The organism is uncultured Agrobacterium sp. (assembly GCA_913777615.1).
Lineage (GTDB): Bacteria > Pseudomonadota > Alphaproteobacteria > Rhizobiales > Rhizobiaceae > Agrobacterium.
In genome coordinates this window covers 23,503-40,906 of record CAJYTK010000005.1, presented here as the reverse complement: position 1 = coordinate 40,906, position 17,404 = coordinate 23,503, and the positions used below count along the sequence as shown (strand labels likewise).

Here is a 17,404-nt window from a genome sequence, read left to right as displayed (position 1 = left end):
AAATTGAATTGTCCAAAACTGGGTTCAACGCGGGTCCATTCAATGAGCGGATGGAGAGCCGGTGGCTCCAAAAAACATGATGTATTTTTAGATCCTACTCTCGTTGAAAGCACAAATTCAGTGGCAGCGTCAGCTGCCTCTTTTTTGCGCGTCAGTATCCAGAGCGCTCGAAACGAAAACGACCGGGACAAGTCCAGCAGCGATGATGACGAGCGCCGGAAGTGCCGCATCCTGGACGCGCGCGCGCGAAGCGCTTTCATAGACCAGCGTTGCCAGCGTATTGAAGTTGAACGGCCGCAGCATCATCGTGGCGGGAAGTTCCTTCAGCGACTCGATGAAAACCAGAAGAGATGCGGTGATTGCGGCGGGCCGGATGTTGGGAAGCAGTACACCCAACAATGTTTGAAGCCGCGTGCGACCAAGTGTTCGCGATGCCATGTCGAGATGCGGCGACAGTTTCTGGAAGCCGGCATCGACCGTGCCTTCTGCAAGCGTCATGAAACGCACTCCATGGGCATAGATAATGGCAAAGGCCGTGCCGGATAGGAGAAGGCCGGTCGAAATGCCAAGATCGGCGCGCATCAGTCCGTCCACGGCATTGTCCAGACCGGCAAGTGGGATCAATACGCCGATCGCCAGTACCGTGCCGGGAATGCCGTATCCGAGCGAGCCGAGGCGAACCGCAAAACGTGTTGGCCATGCGGGACGCTCCCGTTGCGCATAGGCCAACAGAAATCCGCCCAAAAGAGTGAGAAGCGCGACGGGAATGGAAACCTCGAAACTATGGAGGAGCGCTTTGAACAGTTTCGGATCGGTGATGCTATCCAGGCGTTTGAGCGCATAGCTGCCGAGAACGAGAACGGGAACCGCAAAGCCTGAAAGGAAGGGCAGGGTGCAGGCGAGGCTGGCGAGACACGCTTTCATGGGCGCGAGCTTAACTCTGGCCGCCCGCTGATGCATCGTTGTCGCCTTGCCGGCGGCGAAGCGCTGTTGTCTGCGGGCTCTGCGCTCGATGACGATCAAAGCCGCGACGATGAGGACGAGGCAGGAAGCGATCTGCGCTGCACCTGCAAGATTGCCGCGATTCAGCCACGTCTCGTAAATCGTAAACGTCAGCGTATGGACACCGAGATACTCCACGGCACCAATATCGTTCAGCGTTTCCATCATCACCAGCGCGAGGCCGATGATGATCGCAGGGCGTGCCATCGGCAACTGCACCGATAGAAAAAGCCGTAGCGGCCCCACACCAAGTGTCCTTGCCGCATCTGTTGCGAACCGCCCCTGCAACCCGAAGGCCGCACGCGCCGACAGGTAGATGTAAGGATAAAGCACGGAGCCCAGCACCAGCACGGCCCCACCGAGCGAGCGGATATCGGGAAACCAGTAATCCCGGATGGTCTGATAGCCGAGAAGTGCGCGCAGACCGTTTTGCACCGGTCCGGCAAAATCCAGAAACTCGCCGAAGGCATAAGCTGCGAGGTAGGATGGGATCGCAAGCGGCAACACCAGAGCAAACGACAGCAGCCGCCGGAAGGGAAAGTCGAACATGGTGACGAGCCAGGCCGTCGTCACGCCGACAATCGTGGTGAAGGCACCGGTCATCGCCAGCAGGAGAAGCGTCTGTGCACCCGACCGAGGCAGCACGTTGACGAGCAGATGCTGCCAGCCAACGCAGCCGCCCGTAAGGGCGATGACGATAATGGCGATGAGCGGCATTGCGACCAGCGCAGAGAGAAGCATCGCCGCGATCGTCAGCGGGCTGAAACGCGGTCCACTCCGCATCGATGCGAGGGTTGAATGTTCGGATGGCTGCAAGGCGTTTGTCCCTCCGTGGTCGTGCATTCGTCGACCACGGATGTTGCTAGTCGCTCACCGTGTCAATTCGCAAGAACCCGCTGCGATGGAAAGCTGATTTCCACCAGAGTTCCTTCATTCGGCGTCGAGGTGATGGCGAAATTGGCGCGATTGGCATCCACCATCGCTTTTGTCAGAGGGAGCCCGAGCCCCGTGCCGTCGCCGCGCACCCGGCTGCTGGATGCCGACACCTGACGGAACGGTTTCATGGCGTGTTCCAGTTCCGAGCGCGTCATGCCTATGCCTGTATCGCGGACGCGCAGGACCACGCTGCCATTTGCCTCATAGGCTGTGGACACGACGATCTGGCCGCCGGACGGCGTGAACTTGATAGCGTTCGACAGGATGTTGAGCAGAATCTGCTTGATTGAGCGCAGGTCGGCCACGACAGGCGGTACCGATTGCGACAATGCCGTGCGGATGATCACACGCTGATTGTTGGCTTGTGGCTGAACAAGAGAAACCGCTTCTGCTATGGTTTCGTTGAGGACCACCGCCTTGAAGTCCACATCCATCTGCCCGGCTTCGATCTTGGAGATGTCCAGGAGATCGTTGACGATATCGAGGACGTGGCGGCCAGACCTCACGATGTCGTTCGAATACTCGATATAGCGCGGATTGCCGATCGATCCGAACCGCTCGGTCGCCATCATGTCGGCAAAGCCGATGATGGCATTCAACGGTGTGCGGATTTCATGGCTGACGCGGGCCAGGAAATCGGTCTTGTGCGCATTGGCGGTTTCCGCAGCGCGCTTTGCGTTGCGCAGGTCTTCCTCTGTGCGCTTCCATTGCGTGATGTCGCGGATGACTGCGCAATATCCGTTGGTGGATTTGAGCCTACCGATCGTCATAAACAATGGCAGGAAGCCACCGGAGGCTTCGCGGCCAATGACTTCGCGACCATCATTCAGCACACTGGCGACACCGTTATTGGCAAGGCCAGAAAGATAATCCAAAATGGCGCGCTGGCTTTCATGCGCAAACAGCGTAACGAATGGCCTGTTGGCGATTTCGGCATTGTCGTAATTGAAGAGGGCGCTGGCAGAGCGGTTGAGCGAGCGAATATTGCCGTCTTCGCCCACCAGAACCACGCCGTCCGTCGCCGTTTCGAGGATGGAGTGAAGCTCCTCGATTTCTCCCTTCATCCGCGCCGCATCATGTGCCTCTTCAGGCGCAGAAGCCTCGAGCGGGGTGACGGAATCACGCGCGCCTTCAAACGGGATGAGAGACAGCATCAGGGCGCTGGCGTTTTCCCACCGGACCGACTGGAGCTTTGCCCTCACAGGGATGAGTTCGTTCTCGGCACTAACGGCCACCATGCCACCGCTCTGGTCGGAAAACGTTTCCAGTTCATCCCGCTGAAGAAGCGCATCCAGGCCGCCGAGCGCCGCCAGTTCCTCAACATCTCCATAGCCGGTTAGACGCAGAAATTCCGGATTGGCGTGGATCAACTGATCGCCGCTGTGGATGAGAAGAGCAACCGGCATCTGGTCGACGGTTTCGGCCGTTAATCCCGTCGTCAAACGAGAGGATAGCGCGACTGCTACTTCATCTTCGCCATGGCCTTGCTCTTCATTGTCTGGCGCGACCTGCGCTTCCTCGCTGTCGCCATCCTTGCCGATCATGCGGTTTCCGATTGGCGGATGAGTAAAAGCGAGAGGCGCGTCGCCGCGCGTGTAGTCCTTGAACGCATCGTCATCGGTCTTCGTCGCTGCCTCTTCGTCGGCAATGACGTCGATGGGCGCGTTATCATCCGCCTCGATATGCGGCTCTTCGACCTCTGGCGACGCTGCGACGGCGTCGTCAACAGCTGCTTCGACCGCATTTTCGCTCAGAGGAGAATCCGACTTTGCCGCTTGGGAAACAGAAGTTTTATCGTCCTCAGCCTCGACGGGCTTCAAGGTCCGTCCGATTTCACGAAACGCTGCCTCTTCGCTGGCACTCAGACCATCGCGGCGATTGCGGTGCTCCTCGATGCGCACGACCTTGTCGGAATAGCGCCGGCCCTGTGTCTCAGCTATTTTCAGCACCGGAACCTCATGCTCCGGCGGTTGGTGAAAACGCTTCTGCTGCGTGGCTTGAACAGGGTGCCCGGTTTCCGCTTCAGCCGAAACGTCATCTGCTTCTCTCTCGAAAGAGGAAGGAACGGTTTCAGGCTGAGCTGGTGACTCAACGGTTTCAGATGCACCCGTATCGACCGTGCGCTCCTCGGTCTCCTCACTTTCCTGATCTTCCGGATAGGGTTCTCCACTCAAGGCAAGCCCTGCCGCATGCGGATCTTCGACCGCATCCGCGACACGAACGATACCAAATCCTCTGAAGCCATCGAACTCGCGCGTGCGAGTATAGGTTGGAAGCGCTGCTAGATCGATGGGGACCGCGAGGGAAGTGCCTTCCACCGGCCAAAAGATCGTCTTGCCCGACCACGTGTCGCGACGCTTCAGTAACTCGGCAATCTTGCCTTCCGGATCAAGATTGAAGAGCGCGGCGAGATCGGAAAAGCTCATGCCTTCGACGGCAGCCGCCTTCGGTCCGACGGCTTCTGCAAATTCATGCGAAATGGAACTGAAGCATCCGGCTGCGTCGATTTTCCAGACGAAGCGACTTGCTCGACCGTTGGGGTCAAACTCGAAGCGCGAAGAGCTCGCCGGACCTTTGTCATCGACTTGCGTTTCGGCCCGCGCACCCGTAGGCGGCACATCTTCAACCGCCTTGTCATTCTCCGATTGAGAAGAGCCTTCTTCCGGCGTCCGCATATCCTCGTCGACACTGACAGGCTCGCTGTAGCTGGAACCTTCGTCGGGTGTCGGAGCCACTTGCCGCTCGTCATCGTCTACCGTCGCAACATCGTCTGCGGAGGAAGCTCTCTCAGACACCTCCAACTCTTCGTCCGTATCCTGCTTGTAGGCCAGTGAAACCGACAGGTCGTCCTCGTCAAAAAGCGCGTCGGCAATACCGTCATCATCCGCGTCCTGCCGCGCTTCGTCCGTTTCTTCGATCTGCTGGACTGCATCGAGAACGCTTTCGAACGCCAGTTGCTGCGCGAGGGATGGTTCCGGCGATGGTTCTGGCGCTCTTTCCGCTCTCTCTTCGGCAACCTCGATCTGGGGTTCGGGCCGCACCTCCATAAAATCGGAGGACGGGTCGAGCGTGCCGAGCGCGGTTTCAACCACGAAGACCAGATTGAGGGCCGGGTCCTGTGTCAACTGCGCGGTCGCTGCGGGCATATATCCCTTGCCGGTAGGGACGGGACGCTTCACCAGGTTACTCCCGTGGCGCGCCGCCATGGAGATCAGCGTTCGGGCGGTCTGCGGCGCGATCGCAAGATCGCCGAACCTGGGCGAGGCAGCGATCGTCGCCCCGGTATCATCCATCACCGCCATATGAATATCGGGATCGTCGAAACCCTCGATCATCCGTCTCGCGCGATCTTCGAGCGACGAAATCGACTGGTCCAGCACGGCCGAAAACAGCAATAGCGGCTGCTTCGGCCCCACTTCGATGACTTCGAGAGCCGCAGACACCGCCACGCTGCGGAAGCCGGATAGAATGCGGATCATGAATTGTTGACGATCACCGATCGCATGCAGCCTGCTTGCCGCACCGGCGACCTGCCGGAACGCCACGTCCTGCACCTTCGGCCCATGCTCGATGAAATCATAGATCATCGCTGCGCCGAAAAGAGCAGCACCGCGTCCATTGGCCCAAAGCGCATTTTTGAGGTCCATGGAGAACAGCGCAAGCGCCTCGCCATTGGCGAACTTTTCCCGTACGCGCTCATGCACGGCTATGTCGATAAACGGGTACTGAACGGCGGGCATGTCGGAACCTACTTTGGCACTACGTGACCTTCGCTGCCGCACGGCCTCCTCATGAGGCACAACACAGCCTGCATCGGCGTGACGTTAACAGAATCTTAAATAACTTCACAGGGCCGCTGGGTCCATAATCGCCGCTGGGAATTGGGAAATAGAGTTAATATCACATGGACCGGAGCTCCACCGTTACGGGTGATGGCCCAACCCGGGAAAACAGACTTGCTTTCCATGGGTTTTTTCGCAAAAATTAGAGAAGGACTTGCAAAAGGGAAAAACTCCCCGTATGTGAGCCCCGTAACGCGAAAGCGTCTCTTGTGCGGTTGTAGCTCAGTTGGTTAGAGCGCAGGTTTGTGGCACCTGAGGTCGGTGGTTCGACCCCACTCAACCGTACCATTCTCTTCTCCCCGTTAGTCATTTCGTCACACCGACTTGCGGGGAGAAGAGAATTTTTCTTTTTGATCTATCCCCTGCAGACTGTTCATCCTTGTCCGAAATGACATGCACGATTTTGCGCGCGACCAAAAATCGGTTGGCTAGAATGTCACATACTGGTAAGGTCTCTCCAACGTAACCTTATGAACGCCAGCGGCATGCCTTCGGGCTTTTGCGCGGCGGAGTGGAAAAAACAGTGATTGACCCCGGCAACGGCTCAAAGCCGTCGGAACCAGGGGGGTCGGTGGCAGAAAAAGGGAAAGCGAAGCGTTCCCGTCGTGGCAAGGGCAAGCGAGGCGGCAAGAACCGTTCCGCGTCTGCTTTGCCGCAGCTGCATATTGCCGACTCCCGTCAGGATGCTCCACCACCAGGCGGTATCGAGCCTGGAACGGAGCCGGGCAAACGCAAACGCCGCCGGCGTTCCGGCGGGCAGGGCGCTCAGAAAGCACATCCAGGCATTGCGGCAGACGGTTTGAAGCCGGACCTATCGTCGCGTACCGACCAGTTTCCATCCGGAAAGAAAAAATCGCGCAATCGCAAGCGCCCGCATCGTGATCCGCAGGGAAGGCCACTGGTGCCGAGCCAGGCGCCCCGGCCTGTTGCGAAGCAGAATGGCGCAGGCGCTAATGGTGCAGCGGTGGCAGTCGAGCACACAGGCTTTGCGCATTCGCGGCATGCGGGCGGACGCGAGGCCTTCGAACCCAGCGCGGATATGTATGCCGCGCTCGATCTTGGCACCAACAACTGCCGCCTTCTGATTGCGCAGCCGACACGCCCGGGCCAGTTCCGCGTGGTCGATGCTTTTTCGAGGATCGTTCGCCTCGGGGAAGGGCTGGTTTCCACCGGTCGCCTTTCCGATGACGCGATGGATCGGGCTGTTGAAGCCTTGAAGGTCTGCGCGTCAAAGCTTGCCGGACGGCCCATCCGTCGCATGCGGCTGATTGCCACCGAAGCCTGCCGTGCGGCGACGAATGGCGAAGAGTTTCTCGAACGTGTCACGCGTGAGACAGGCCTCAACCTCGAAATTATCAGCCGTGAGACGGAAGCGCGCCTTGCCGTCTCCGGCTGCTCTTCCCTGGTGGGACGTGAAGCCCGCTCCGTCGTCCTGTTCGATATTGGCGGCGGCTCGTCGGAAATAGCCGTCATTCGGTTGAACGAAAACCGCTCGAACCGGCTTGCCAACCACATCACCCACTGGACCTCATTGCCGGTCGGCGTGGTGACGCTCTCGGAGCGCCATGGTGGTCGCGATGTGACCCCTCAGGTCTTTGAGGCGATGGTAACGGAAGTCGAAGGACTGCTCGGCGCATTTCACTGCCCGCCGCTTTCAGATCAGTCGACGCCTGATGACTTCCATCTGATCGGTACGTCCGGCACGGTGACGACGCTTGCCGGTGTTCACCTCGACTTGCCGCGTTACGACCGCCGCAAGGTCGATGGGCTGTGGCTATCCGATGCCGAAGTCACGGCCATGCAGGAAAAACTCTTGGCCTGGGACTTCGCCGGTCGCGCTGCCAATGCCTGCATCGGGCCGGATCGTGCAGACCTCGTTCTGGCCGGTTGCGCAATCCTGGAAGCGATCCGCAGACGCTGGCCCGCCCGGCGCATGCGGGTTGCAGATCGCGGGCTGCGCGAAGGCCTGTTGACCGATATGATGGCAGATGATGGCGCATGGCGCCGTAACAGGTTACGCCGTATACAGACGCATGGCAAAACAGAGCGGAAGGGTTGATATGAGCAAGGCGCCCACGAGCACCAATCGTACCGGACGCAAGATCGGCCAGAAGGTGAAGAAGACGAAGCTGAAGGCCTCGTCTCGCCGCTGGCTGGAGCGTCATATCAATGACCCTTACGTACAGCGCGCCAAGCTTGAAGGCTACCGCGCGCGCGCGGCTTTCAAGCTGTTGGAAATCAACGATAAGCATCAGATCCTGAAGGATGCGCGTCGCATCATCGATCTGGGTGCAGCGCCGGGCAGCTGGTCGCAGATCGCTGCCAAGGTGACTGATTCCACCGAGGATGATATCCGTGTTGCCGCGATCGACTTTCTGGAACTCGATCCCATACCTGGCGTAAAGATTCTGCAACTCGACTTCCTCGATCCGAAAGCACCGGAGCTTTTGATGGAAGCCGTCGGCGGCACGCCAGATCTCGTGCTTTCCGATATGGCAGCGCCCACCACCGGCCACCAGAAGACCGACCACATCCGCACCATGCATCTGTGCGAGGTCGCAGCCGATTTCGCCGTTCAGGTTCTGGCCGAAGGCGGGCATTTTCTTGCCAAGACCTTTCAGGGCGGCACGGAGAAGCAGCTGCTCGATATGCTGAAGCAGAACTTCAAGCAGGTCATCCACATCAAGCCCGCCTCGTCGCGGTCCGAATCGGTGGAGATGTTTCTGCTCGCCAAGCACTTCAAGGGCCGCAAGACGGTCACGTCAGAGGCGACGGACGCTTAGAATTATTCTGCAGGCTGTGAGACTTTGCGTCTGTGGCCTGACACTTCAGAGCCCGCCCCTTTATCCATCGCCATAAGCGGCAGTGTGGCAAACAGCGATACCAGCGCGACAACCATGAATGCCAGATGGAAGTTGGCAAGCTCGAGGTGGCGACCTGAGAAGTAGGCACTGACCTCAAGGATCGATGCCGCAAAGGCTACGCCAAGCGCCAGGCTGATCTGTTGCAACACGGACGCCATCGATGTCGCTTGGCTGGCTTGACGATCGTCGATATCGGAATAGCTGAGCGCATTGGTGCCAGTGAAGAAGAACGACCGAGCAAAACCTGCTGTTACCAGACAGATCATGATCAGCGAATAAGGCGTCTCGGGCGTGAAAAAGCTGTTGGCAAGCGTTGTACAGGCGCCGACGATGCCAGCGCTGAGCAGGGTTCCCTTGAAGCCGGTTGCGGCGAAAACACGCCGTGCCATGAACTTGGTGGTGATCGCGCCGATGGCGCCCGCGAAGGTGATCATGCCCGATTGAAACGGGTTAAGGCCAAACCCGATCTGCAACATCAGCGGCATCAGGAACGGGATAGCCCCGGTCGAAATGCGAAACACTGTGCCGCTGATCGAGGCGGTTCTGAATGTGGCGTTGCGAAAGATCTTGAAATCCAGGATCGGCGCGGGATGGATTTTTGCATGGCGAACATAAAGCGCGCCGCAGACGAAGCCGATGATGATGGAGGCAATGCCCACAAAGGGCGGCAGAGCGGGGAGGCTGACCACAGAAAGGCCGAACACAACCCCGGAGGCCGCAAGGCCGGACAGCACGAAGCCGGCGATATCCATCGGTGGCGGATTGGTAGTTTCGATTTCCGGCAGGTAGATCGTCGCAAGCCAGATTCCGATAATGCCGATCGGGACATTGATCAGGAAAATCCAGTGCCAAGAAAAGTACGTGGTGATGAAGCCACCGACGGGTGGTCCCGTTAGCGGGCCGACTAGACCCGGAATGGTCAGAAGCGCCATGGCGGAAACGAGATCGGTGCGCTTGGTGGTTCGCAGCAGAACGAGACGACCGACCGGCGTCATCATCGCGCCGCCCATGCCTTGCAGGAAACGTGATACGACGAATTCGACGACAGAGCCTGAGACCGCACAACAGATCGAGCCGACCACGAAGATTGCGATGGCAAAACGGAAAATCTTCTTTGCGCCGAACTTGTCGGCCATCCACCCGCTGATGGGAATGAAAATAGCAAGCGAAACCATATAAGCGGTCAGTGCGAGCTTCAGCGTGATGGGGCCGACATTCAGATCCTTGGCAATTGCAGGCAGTGAGGTCGCAATGACAGTGGAATCCATCTGCTCCATGAAAAGGGCGACGGCAAGGATTAGCGGAATGATTCTGTTCATGGCTTGATTGCGGCCCACCCCGCACCGGCAAAAGTTCGAACCACTTACTACTCCTGGTATCTCGACTTGCCAACTAAACATTTGGCAAGGATTGGCACGCTACCGCCTTCACGAGGCTGTGAGAGCTTGCCACTGAACCGAAATACCTAGACGCTCGTTAAGCTCCTTGGACCCCACAAGCGGAGACTTTCACGATGGACAGGATGAATATCAGCCGACGCACACTTCTGGGAACGGCAGGGGCGGGCGCCGTCGCGCCGTTCGTATTGAGCGGAGCAGCGGTTGCTCAGACTTCACAGCCCCAGACATCTATGGAGATCAATCACGCGATGCCGCCGGAAACCAACCGTTTCAAGCTGGGAGAATTTGAAGTTCTGGTTGTCAAGGATGGTGCTCGTCCTTCCGGCAAGCCGGGTGAAACATTCGGAACGAACCAGAGCCCGGAAACTGTAGCGGAGTTGCTGGAAAAGAATTTCCTGCCCACCGACCAGTTCGTCAACAGCTTTTCTCCTGCCATGATCAATACGGGCAAGGACCTTGTGCTCTTCGATACCGGCTTCGGCGAACAGGGCCGCGAAGCCGGCAATGGCCGTCTGCTCGAGGGTCTTGCTGCTGCGGGATATACGCCGGACGACGTCACCGTCGTGGTCCTGACCCACATGCACGGAGATCACATCGGCGGACTGATGGAGAAGGGCAAGCCAGCCTTTCCGAAGGCCCGTTATGTCTTCGGCCAGAAAGAGTATGATTTCTGGACGGATGAAAAGCGTGCCGGCACGCCCGCTGAAAGTGGTCACAAGGCGGTCCTCGCTAACGTGAAGCCGCTGGCGGAAAAGGCGACATTCATCGATGACGGCGCTGAGGTGGTTCCTGGCATCACCGCCATCGCAGCCTTTGGCCACTCGCCGGGCCATATGATTTTCAACGTGGAATCCGGCAGCAAGCGGCTGATCCTGACGGCTGACACGGCAAACCACTTTGTCCTGTCGCTTCAGCGGCCAGATTGGGAAGTCCGCTTCGATATGGATAAAGCCGCCGCTGCGGCGACCCGCAAGAAAGTCTTCGATATGGTGTCGACCGATCGCGTCCCGTTCCTCGGCTATCACATGCCGTTCCCGTCTGTCGGCTATGCAGAGAAGCTCGAGACTGGATACAGGTTCGTGCCCAAATCCTACCAGTTCGACATCTGATCGGCAGACGCAGCTGAGAGACATCCTAAGCCGCGGTCGATAAAGCTGCGGCTTATCGGCAACATGGTGCATCGCACATGTTTCCCGGTTTTCTCTATTCCCTTCCCGTCATAACCGTGTTACCAGCCCTCGCCAACTTCCAAGCAATCCTTTGCAGGACCGTCGGGGTGAAAATTCGTTCCGGATCGGCCATGCATTTCATACTGAAGGAATTTGGCCATGGCACGCATCATTGAAACTCCCACTGGTCTCGACGCGCTGACGTTCGATGACGTTCTCCTCCAGCCGGGGCACTCCGAAGTCATGCCCGGCCAGACGAATATCGCGACCCGCATTGCGCACGATATCGAGCTCAACCTTCCCATTCTATCTTCCGCGATGGACACGGTCACCGAAAGCCGCCTGGCGATCGCCATGGCGCAAGCCGGCGGCATTGGCGTCATTCATCGTAACCTGACCCCGATCGAACAGGCCGAAGAAGTTCGTCAGGTTAAAAAGTTCGAAAGCGGCATGGTCGTAAATCCCGTGACCATCGGCCCGGATGCAACGCTGGCTGAAGCCCAGTTGCTGATGAAGGCACACGGCATTTCCGGCATTCCGGTCGTGGAAAATGGTGGCAGCGGCGGCCATAAGATTGGTCGTCTCGTCGGCATCCTGACCAACCGCGACGTGCGTTTTGCTTCCGACCCTGCGCAGAAGATTTACGAATTGATGACGCGCGAAAACCTGGTCACCGTCAAGGAAAGCAGCGTCGACCAGCAGGAAGCTCGCCGCCTTCTGCACAAGCACCGCATCGAAAAGCTGCTTGTGGTGGACGGCAAGGGCAACTGCGTTGGCCTCATCACCGTCAAGGATATCGAGAAGTCGCAGTTGAACCCAAATGCCACGAAGGATGCGCAGGGCCGCCTTCGTGCCGCAGCAGCCATCAGCGTCGGTGACGATGCCATCGAGCGCGCCGAGCGTCTGATCGAGGTAGGCGTTGACGTTCTCGTGGTCGACACGGCGCATGGTCACTCGCAGCGCGTTCTCGATGCGGTGAGCCACGTCAAGAAGATGTCGAACTCGGTTCGCGTCATCGCCGGCAACGTTGCGACATCGGCTGGCACCAAAGCGCTGATCGATGCGGGTGCGGATGCCGTCAAGGTCGGTATCGGCCCAGGCTCGATCTGCACAACGCGCATCGTCGCAGGCGTTGGCGTTCCGCAACTGGCGGCCATCATGTCCGCCGTCGAAGCGGCGCATGCGGCAGACATTCCGGTGATCGCCGATGGTGGCATCAAGTTCTCCGGCGACCTTGCCAAGGCAATAGCGGCAGGCGCATCCGCCGTGATGATCGGCTCGCTGCTGGCGGGTACGGATGAAAGCCCAGGCGAAGTGTTCCTATATCAGGGCCGCTCGTTCAAGGCCTATCGTGGCATGGGTTCCGTCGGTGCCATGGCGCGTGGTTCGGCAGACCGTTACTTCCAGGCAGAAGTGCGTGATACGCTGAAGCTCGTGCCGGAGGGCATCGAAGGCCAGGTTCCTTACAAGGGTCCGGTCTCCGGCGTTCTGCACCAGCTGGCCGGTGGCCTGAAGGCGGCGATGGGCTATGTCGGCGGTGGCACAATCAAGGATTTCCAGGAGCGCGCCACTTTCGTGCGCATCTCCGGCGCCGGCCTGCGTGAAAGCCACGCGCATGATGTGACCATCACCCGCGAAAGCCCGAACTACCCGGGTGCCGTTTGATCTGCTGCCTGCTTCAGGTAAAAGCCTGAGATGATTTGAACGCTCTCCAAACGCCGTTTGGAGAGCGTCTTTGTTGATAGGAGAAGAAGTATGTCGCCCACGACTGCCATGTTCTGGCCAATGATCGCTCACGCATTTCTGGTGTTCTGGCTCTATGGGCTGCTGGCATATCGCCGCAAGAAATTTACCTTTGTCGATGGCGACGCCGTGCGCCGTTTCCGTGATGCGGGCGAGGAGGCGCCGGAAAGCAAGCTGGTCAACAAGAACATTGCCAACCAGTTCGAGCTGCCGATGCTCTTCCACGCGGCGTGCCTGCTGCTCTATATCACGGATGCGGACAATATCGTTACCATCGTGCTCGCCTGGATTTTCGTTCTGTCGCGCATTTTCCATTCCTACATCCACGTCACCAGCAACCGTCTGCGCTACCGCGGTCCGGCCTTCATCACAGGTTTCGTGGCATTGCTTCTGATGTGGGGATGGCTCTTCATCTGGCTCGCGCTAGAGTAGGAATTGCGAGCCTAGCGGATAGATTGCCTGATGGCATCGGCAAGAGCGGCGATGTCGCCTTTGCGTCCGCTCGCCATGCGCCAGACAAGGCCGATCTCCCTTGCTGGGGCCGGATCGGCAAAGGGAACGATGCGGAGATTGTTTCGCATCGTCTCCGTGGGAATGGCAATTTCCGGAATCAGCGTCATTCCCATGTCATGCGACACCATCTGCAGCAATGTCGCCATCGAGGTTGCGCCGTAGTTGACGAGGCTGCGCTTGCCCGCGGTGCCGCAGACCGCCAGTGCCTGATCGCGAAGGCAGTGCCCTTCCTCCAGCAGCAGCAGCCGGTCCATGTCGACCTGTCCCTCATTGACGGGGGAGACAAGAACCTTGTCGTCGCTCTTTGCTGTCGCCATGAAGAAGCGATCGGTGAACAGGTGACACGTCTCCAGCCCTTCCCCTTCCACCGGAATTGCGGCAATCACCGCATCGAGCTTGCGAGCGGAAAGATCCGATAAAAGACGGTCGGTGACGGTCTCCTTCAGTTCGATCTCGATCAGGGAATGATGCGCGCGAAGATGCGGTACGAGTTTCGGCACGAGATAGGGCGCTATGGTAGGAATGATCCCAATTCGAACCAATCCTTCCAGGGCGCCTGAGGTTTTTCGCGCCGCTTCTTCCAGCCGTTCCACCTCCAGAAGAATGGCCCGCACGTGCTGCAAGACCTCGTCGCCTTTGGGGGTGATGGTGATATCGCCGCGACTGCGCTCCACAAGTTTGACACCGAGATGCTCCTCCATATCCATGATCTGCACGGAAAGCGCCGGCTGGCTGATATGGGCTTCGGCCGCCGCCTTGCCGAAATGCAGGGTGCGTGCGAGGCAGTCGAAATATCGCATCTGTCTAAGCGTAAGCATGATAGGAGTTTCCTATCAATAAAAGCTCATCTTCGAAAGCTGGAATTATCAACCAAGAAAGAGGCGCGAGAGCTTACCAGCCCGGTGCGACGTAGGTGGATTTGAGCTTTTGCATACCGGGCAGCATCTTCACGCGTGAGTCCAACTCCTCAGGGAGAGGGCTGAGCGTGATATTGTCGAGGCACGCAGTGATGTGATCGGTGATGGCATTGATGAGCGAGGGCGACAGCCCGGGACGCTTCATCAGGCCGATCTGTACCGGCGGCAGAGGCGGAAAGCCATCGGCCGACGTCAGCACCCGCATGCCCGTTCGAAGTGTTGATTCCGGCAAAACCGAGACCGCCATGCCGGCAAGGACGGCAGCGGCAATCACGGTGGAAGACCAACTGGTGAACAGGACTTGATAATCCCGGCCATCAGCATCGAGAGCCGAGCAGGCAAGCTGCCGCCAGTGGCAATCGCGTCGCCCGACAGCGAGCGGCACGGGCGCATCATCGCGCAAGGGATGGTTTGCCGACGTGACCCAGCAAAGAGGCTCGGTACGTACGATATCCGATACTCGCGTCCGTGGATTATGCGTCACCAGCGCGATGTCGAGTTCGCCTCGCGCCATCTTCTCCGCAAGGCTGATCGACGGCTCGCAAACGATGTAGAGCTCGACATTCGGATGCGTCTTGGCAAAGCGTCCTATGATCTCGGGCATGTAGCGGTCGGCATAATCATCAGGCGTGCCAATGCGTAACGTCCCTTCCAGCCGGTTGTCATCGAAGGCTGCAACCGCCTCGTTGTTAAGGCGGATAATACGGCGAGCATAATGCATCAGCTTCTCACCCTCCGCCGTCAGCCTGTTGCCACGCCCGTCCTTGGCGAAAAGCTGCTTGCCTAGCCGCTCTTCGAGCCTTCGCATCTGCATCGAGACTGCCGATTGTGTCTTGAATACCCTGTCCGCAGCCTTGGTGAAGCTGCCCGTATCAACAATGGCGATGAACGTATGAAGCTGGTCAATATCGAGCGGAGCGGTCAAAGCGGCCATCCATAAGAGCAATTGATATCTGACATTAGAAACATTCGTTGGACTGATCAATAGACTTGCGACATTTTGACGCTCAAGACATCCGATCAACCCGGTCAACGCTTTCGAGCGGCGGCCTCAACCTCACCAGTGTCTTCGTGCGAGAGCATGAAGCAATATATTTACGTGCCCAATCGGAAGGACCTTGTCATGCGCACGGCAGAACGGAAAATGGAATTGCAGATTGTCGCCCCCGGAGTCTCGATTGAGACGCGTTGGAACGTGGCTCTCAATCGCGTGGCGAAACTCGCGCGTTCCATCATGAACCGTATGGCCGTGAACAAGCTGACGGACATGACCGATCAGCAGCTCACAGATATCGGACTGACTAGTGGCGATGTGGTGAGCGCGCTGGAGGCCGGCTTTCTAGATGATCCAAGTATGCATCTGGCGCGGGCGGCCAGGACCCATTCAGGTACGCGATTTACGCGGCTTCGCAAGCCGTGACGTCCCATGCCGAGAACGGGATCCCGGCATCAAGTTTCCCCGCAGGGTGATTGCCAATAGCCCTGCCTTTGCCCGGTGTCAGGTCCCAAGCCGCACCGGGCTTTTTTTCGTCCGGATCGTGAATGTCGCGCCGCTGCCCGTGAGGGCAGCGCACTTAATACTGATAGTCTTCGAATACGGGCAGAACCGACTGCTGCCAGCGGCCATGGTAGAGCGCCAGCATGTCGTCTGCGAGCGTCGCCTTTTTGGCAAGAACCTCTTCCAGCGGTGAGAGGAAGACGCTTTCATCCTGTCCATCACGGTTCAGTCGCGCCCGGCTTTGCAAGCCCTTGCGGGATATCGCTACAACGTCGCGTGCCACGTCCAGCAGGTCGCGTCCCGCGATCGTCGCCTTCAGGCCTGCCGTTGGAACGGCATCGCGAAGCGCGATCACATCATCCACTTTCCAGTCCGCGGTGAACTGGTCGGCTGCAGCCAAAGCATCGTCGTCGTAGAGGAGGCCGACCCAGAAGGCCGGCAGCGCACAGATGCGCCGCCATGGACCGCCATCGGCGCCGCGCATTTCGAGGAAACGCTTGAGACGCACGTCCGGGAACAGCGTGGAGAGATGGTTCGTCCAGTCACCCAGATTGGGTTCCCAGTCGGCAATCACACCCTTCAGCGCGCCCGCCATGAACTGGCGGAAGGTGATGTCGGTACAGTCGCGATATTTGCCGTCGCGCACGATGAAGTACATCGGCACGTCCAGCGCCCATTCGACATAGTCCTTGAAGCCGAAATCCGGCTTGAACGTGAAAGGAAGAACGCCGGAACGCTGGTTGTCGGTGTCGCGCCAGATATCGCCGCGCCAGGAGAGCAGCCCGTTCGGCTTGCCTTCGGTAAAGGGCGACGAGGCAAAAAGCGCGGTTGCAAGTGGCTGAAGCTTCATCGAAACGCGCATCTTGCGGCGCATGTCCTCTTCCGAGGAGAAGTCCAAATTAACCTGGATGGTGCAGGTCCGGTACATCATGTCCAGACCCTTGGTGCCGACCTTGGGCATGTAGTTGGTCATGATCGCATAGCGCGACTTCGGCATCTGCGGTGTTTCACCATATGTCCAGAGCGGGCTGCCGCCCACGCCGAGGAATCGAATGCCCATCGGTTCGGCGATCTCGCGCAAGGTCGCCAGGTGCTGGTTGGATTCCCGACAGGTCTCGTGCAGATTTTCCAACGGCGCGCCGGACAGCTCGAACTGGCCGCCGGGCTCGATGGAAATTGCGCCCATGCCGCTCGGTTCGCCAAGGCCGATGATATTGTGCCCATCCATGATCGGCTCCCAGCCGAGCTTTTCCTGCATGCCCTTCAGCAGTGCGGAGATGCTGGCCTCACCGAAATAGGGTACTGGCTTGTTGCCATCACGGAAAAAGGCAAACTTCTCGTGCTCCGTACCGATCCGGAATTTCTCTTTCGGCTTGCAGCCTTCGGCCAGATAGTCTGTCAGTTCCTGTACGGAGGAAATCGGCGTCTGGTCAGTGGTGTCGCGGGCCATGAAATTACCTTGTTGTCTTTGCCGCCTGCGCAGCGATGTTGCCATCGCTGATAGGGTGCCGCCACGGTGC

12 protein-coding genes and 1 tRNA gene are annotated in these 17,404 nt (G+C 58.6%); 7 read left to right on the top strand and 6 right to left on the bottom strand.

Annotation, left to right across the window (positions count from 1 at the left end; genetic code table 11):
* Window positions 1–129 precede the first annotated feature (129 nt).
* On the bottom strand, window positions 130–1,785 hold the full coding sequence (locus tag QZ862_RS03935; protein ID WP_296097756.1) for an iron ABC transporter permease: 1,656 nt from the start codon (window positions 1,783–1,785) through the stop codon (window positions 130–132).
* 95 nt (window positions 1,786–1,880) lie between these two features.
* Window positions 1,881–5,678, bottom strand: a complete 3,798-nt coding sequence (locus QZ862_RS03930) for an ATP-binding protein (protein WP_296097671.1) — start codon at window positions 5,676–5,678, stop codon at window positions 1,881–1,883.
* Between the two features lie 313 nt (window positions 5,679–5,991).
* On the opposite strand from QZ862_RS03930, the gene QZ862_RS03925 reads away from it, so the two are divergent.
* The 3 genes from QZ862_RS03925 (at window position 5,992) to QZ862_RS03915 (ending at window position 8,563) form a co-directional block, all read left to right on the top strand.
* Window positions 5,992–6,068 (top strand) — tRNA-His (locus QZ862_RS03925).
* A 223-nt stretch (window positions 6,069–6,291) separates the two neighbouring features.
* Window positions 6,292–7,839, top strand: coding sequence for a Ppx/GppA phosphatase family protein (locus QZ862_RS03920; RefSeq protein ID WP_296097669.1), 1,548 nt, complete (start codon window positions 6,292–6,294; stop codon window positions 7,837–7,839).
* 1 nt (window position 7,840) lies between these two features.
* The gene (locus QZ862_RS03915) at window positions 7,841–8,563 is read left to right on the top strand and encodes an RlmE family RNA methyltransferase (protein WP_296015647.1); all 723 of its coding nucleotides are present in this window, start codon (window positions 7,841–7,843) and stop codon (window positions 8,561–8,563) included.
* Between the two features lie 2 nt (window positions 8,564–8,565).
* Here QZ862_RS03915 and QZ862_RS03910 read toward each other — a convergent pair whose 3' ends face one another.
* A complete protein-coding gene (locus QZ862_RS03910) occupies window positions 8,566–9,963 on the bottom strand; it encodes an MFS transporter (protein ID WP_296097667.1) in 1,398 nt (465 codons plus the stop codon).
* A 194-nt stretch (window positions 9,964–10,157) separates the two neighbouring features.
* On the opposite strand from QZ862_RS03910, the gene QZ862_RS03905 reads away from it, so the two are divergent.
* The 3 genes from QZ862_RS03905 (at window position 10,158) to QZ862_RS03895 (ending at window position 13,388) form a co-directional block, all read left to right on the top strand.
* Window positions 10,158–11,153 (top strand): MBL fold metallo-hydrolase, encoded by a 996-nt coding sequence (locus tag QZ862_RS03905; RefSeq protein ID WP_296097665.1) that lies wholly within the window; start codon window positions 10,158–10,160, stop codon window positions 11,151–11,153.
* 219 nt (window positions 11,154–11,372) lie between these two features.
* Window positions 11,373–12,878, top strand: a complete 1,506-nt coding sequence (gene guaB, locus QZ862_RS03900; RefSeq protein ID WP_296015641.1) for an IMP dehydrogenase — start codon at window positions 11,373–11,375, stop codon at window positions 12,876–12,878.
* Window positions 12,879–12,986: 108 nt separating this feature from the next.
* Window positions 12,987–13,388, top strand: a complete 402-nt coding sequence (locus QZ862_RS03895) for an MAPEG family protein (protein WP_296097754.1) — start codon at window positions 12,987–12,989, stop codon at window positions 13,386–13,388.
* Between the two features lie 11 nt (window positions 13,389–13,399).
* Here QZ862_RS03895 and QZ862_RS03890 read toward each other — a convergent pair whose 3' ends face one another.
* Complete coding sequence (locus tag QZ862_RS03890) at window positions 13,400–14,287, bottom strand: hydrogen peroxide-inducible genes activator (protein ID WP_296074939.1); 888 nt, start codon at window positions 14,285–14,287, stop codon at window positions 13,400–13,402.
* 73 nt (window positions 14,288–14,360) lie between these two features.
* On the bottom strand, window positions 14,361–15,311 hold the full coding sequence (locus tag QZ862_RS03885; RefSeq protein ID WP_296074942.1) for a LysR substrate-binding domain-containing protein: 951 nt from the start codon (window positions 15,309–15,311) through the stop codon (window positions 14,361–14,363).
* 198 nt (window positions 15,312–15,509) lie between these two features.
* On the opposite strand from QZ862_RS03885, the gene QZ862_RS03880 reads away from it, so the two are divergent.
* On the top strand, window positions 15,510–15,806 hold the full coding sequence (locus QZ862_RS03880) for a DUF1127 domain-containing protein (protein WP_296097662.1): 297 nt from the start codon (window positions 15,510–15,512) through the stop codon (window positions 15,804–15,806).
* A 154-nt stretch (window positions 15,807–15,960) separates the two neighbouring features.
* Here the strand turns inward: QZ862_RS03880 and QZ862_RS03875 are convergent, their stop codons facing one another.
* Complete coding sequence (locus QZ862_RS03875; protein ID WP_296097661.1) at window positions 15,961–17,334, bottom strand: glutamate--cysteine ligase; 1,374 nt, start codon at window positions 17,332–17,334, stop codon at window positions 15,961–15,963.
* Window positions 17,335–17,404 lie beyond the last annotated feature (70 nt).

Coding starts and splice junctions, on each gene's coding strand:
- QZ862_RS03935 (WP_296097756.1), bottom strand. CDS start 1,785: ATGCGGAGTGGACCGCGTTTCAGCCCGCTGACGATCGCGGCGATGCTT.
- QZ862_RS03930 (WP_296097671.1), bottom strand. CDS start 5,678: ATGCCCGCCGTTCAGTACCCGTTTATCGACATAGCCGTGCATGAGCGC.
- QZ862_RS03915 (WP_296015647.1), top strand. CDS start 7,841: ATGAGCAAGGCGCCCACGAGCACCAATCGTACCGGACGCAAGATCGGC.
- QZ862_RS03910 (WP_296097667.1), bottom strand. CDS start 9,963: ATGAACAGAATCATTCCGCTAATCCTTGCCGTCGCCCTTTTCATGGAG.
- QZ862_RS03905 (WP_296097665.1), top strand. CDS start 10,158: ATGGACAGGATGAATATCAGCCGACGCACACTTCTGGGAACGGCAGGG.
- guaB (WP_296015641.1), top strand. CDS start 11,373: ATGGCACGCATCATTGAAACTCCCACTGGTCTCGACGCGCTGACGTTC.
- QZ862_RS03895 (WP_296097754.1), top strand. CDS start 12,987: ATGTTCTGGCCAATGATCGCTCACGCATTTCTGGTGTTCTGGCTCTAT.
- QZ862_RS03890 (WP_296074939.1), bottom strand. CDS start 14,287: ATGCTTACGCTTAGACAGATGCGATATTTCGACTGCCTCGCACGCACC.
- QZ862_RS03880 (WP_296097662.1), top strand. CDS start 15,510: ATGCGCACGGCAGAACGGAAAATGGAATTGCAGATTGTCGCCCCCGGA.
- QZ862_RS03875 (WP_296097661.1), bottom strand. CDS start 17,334: ATGGCCCGCGACACCACTGACCAGACGCCGATTTCCTCCGTACAGGAA.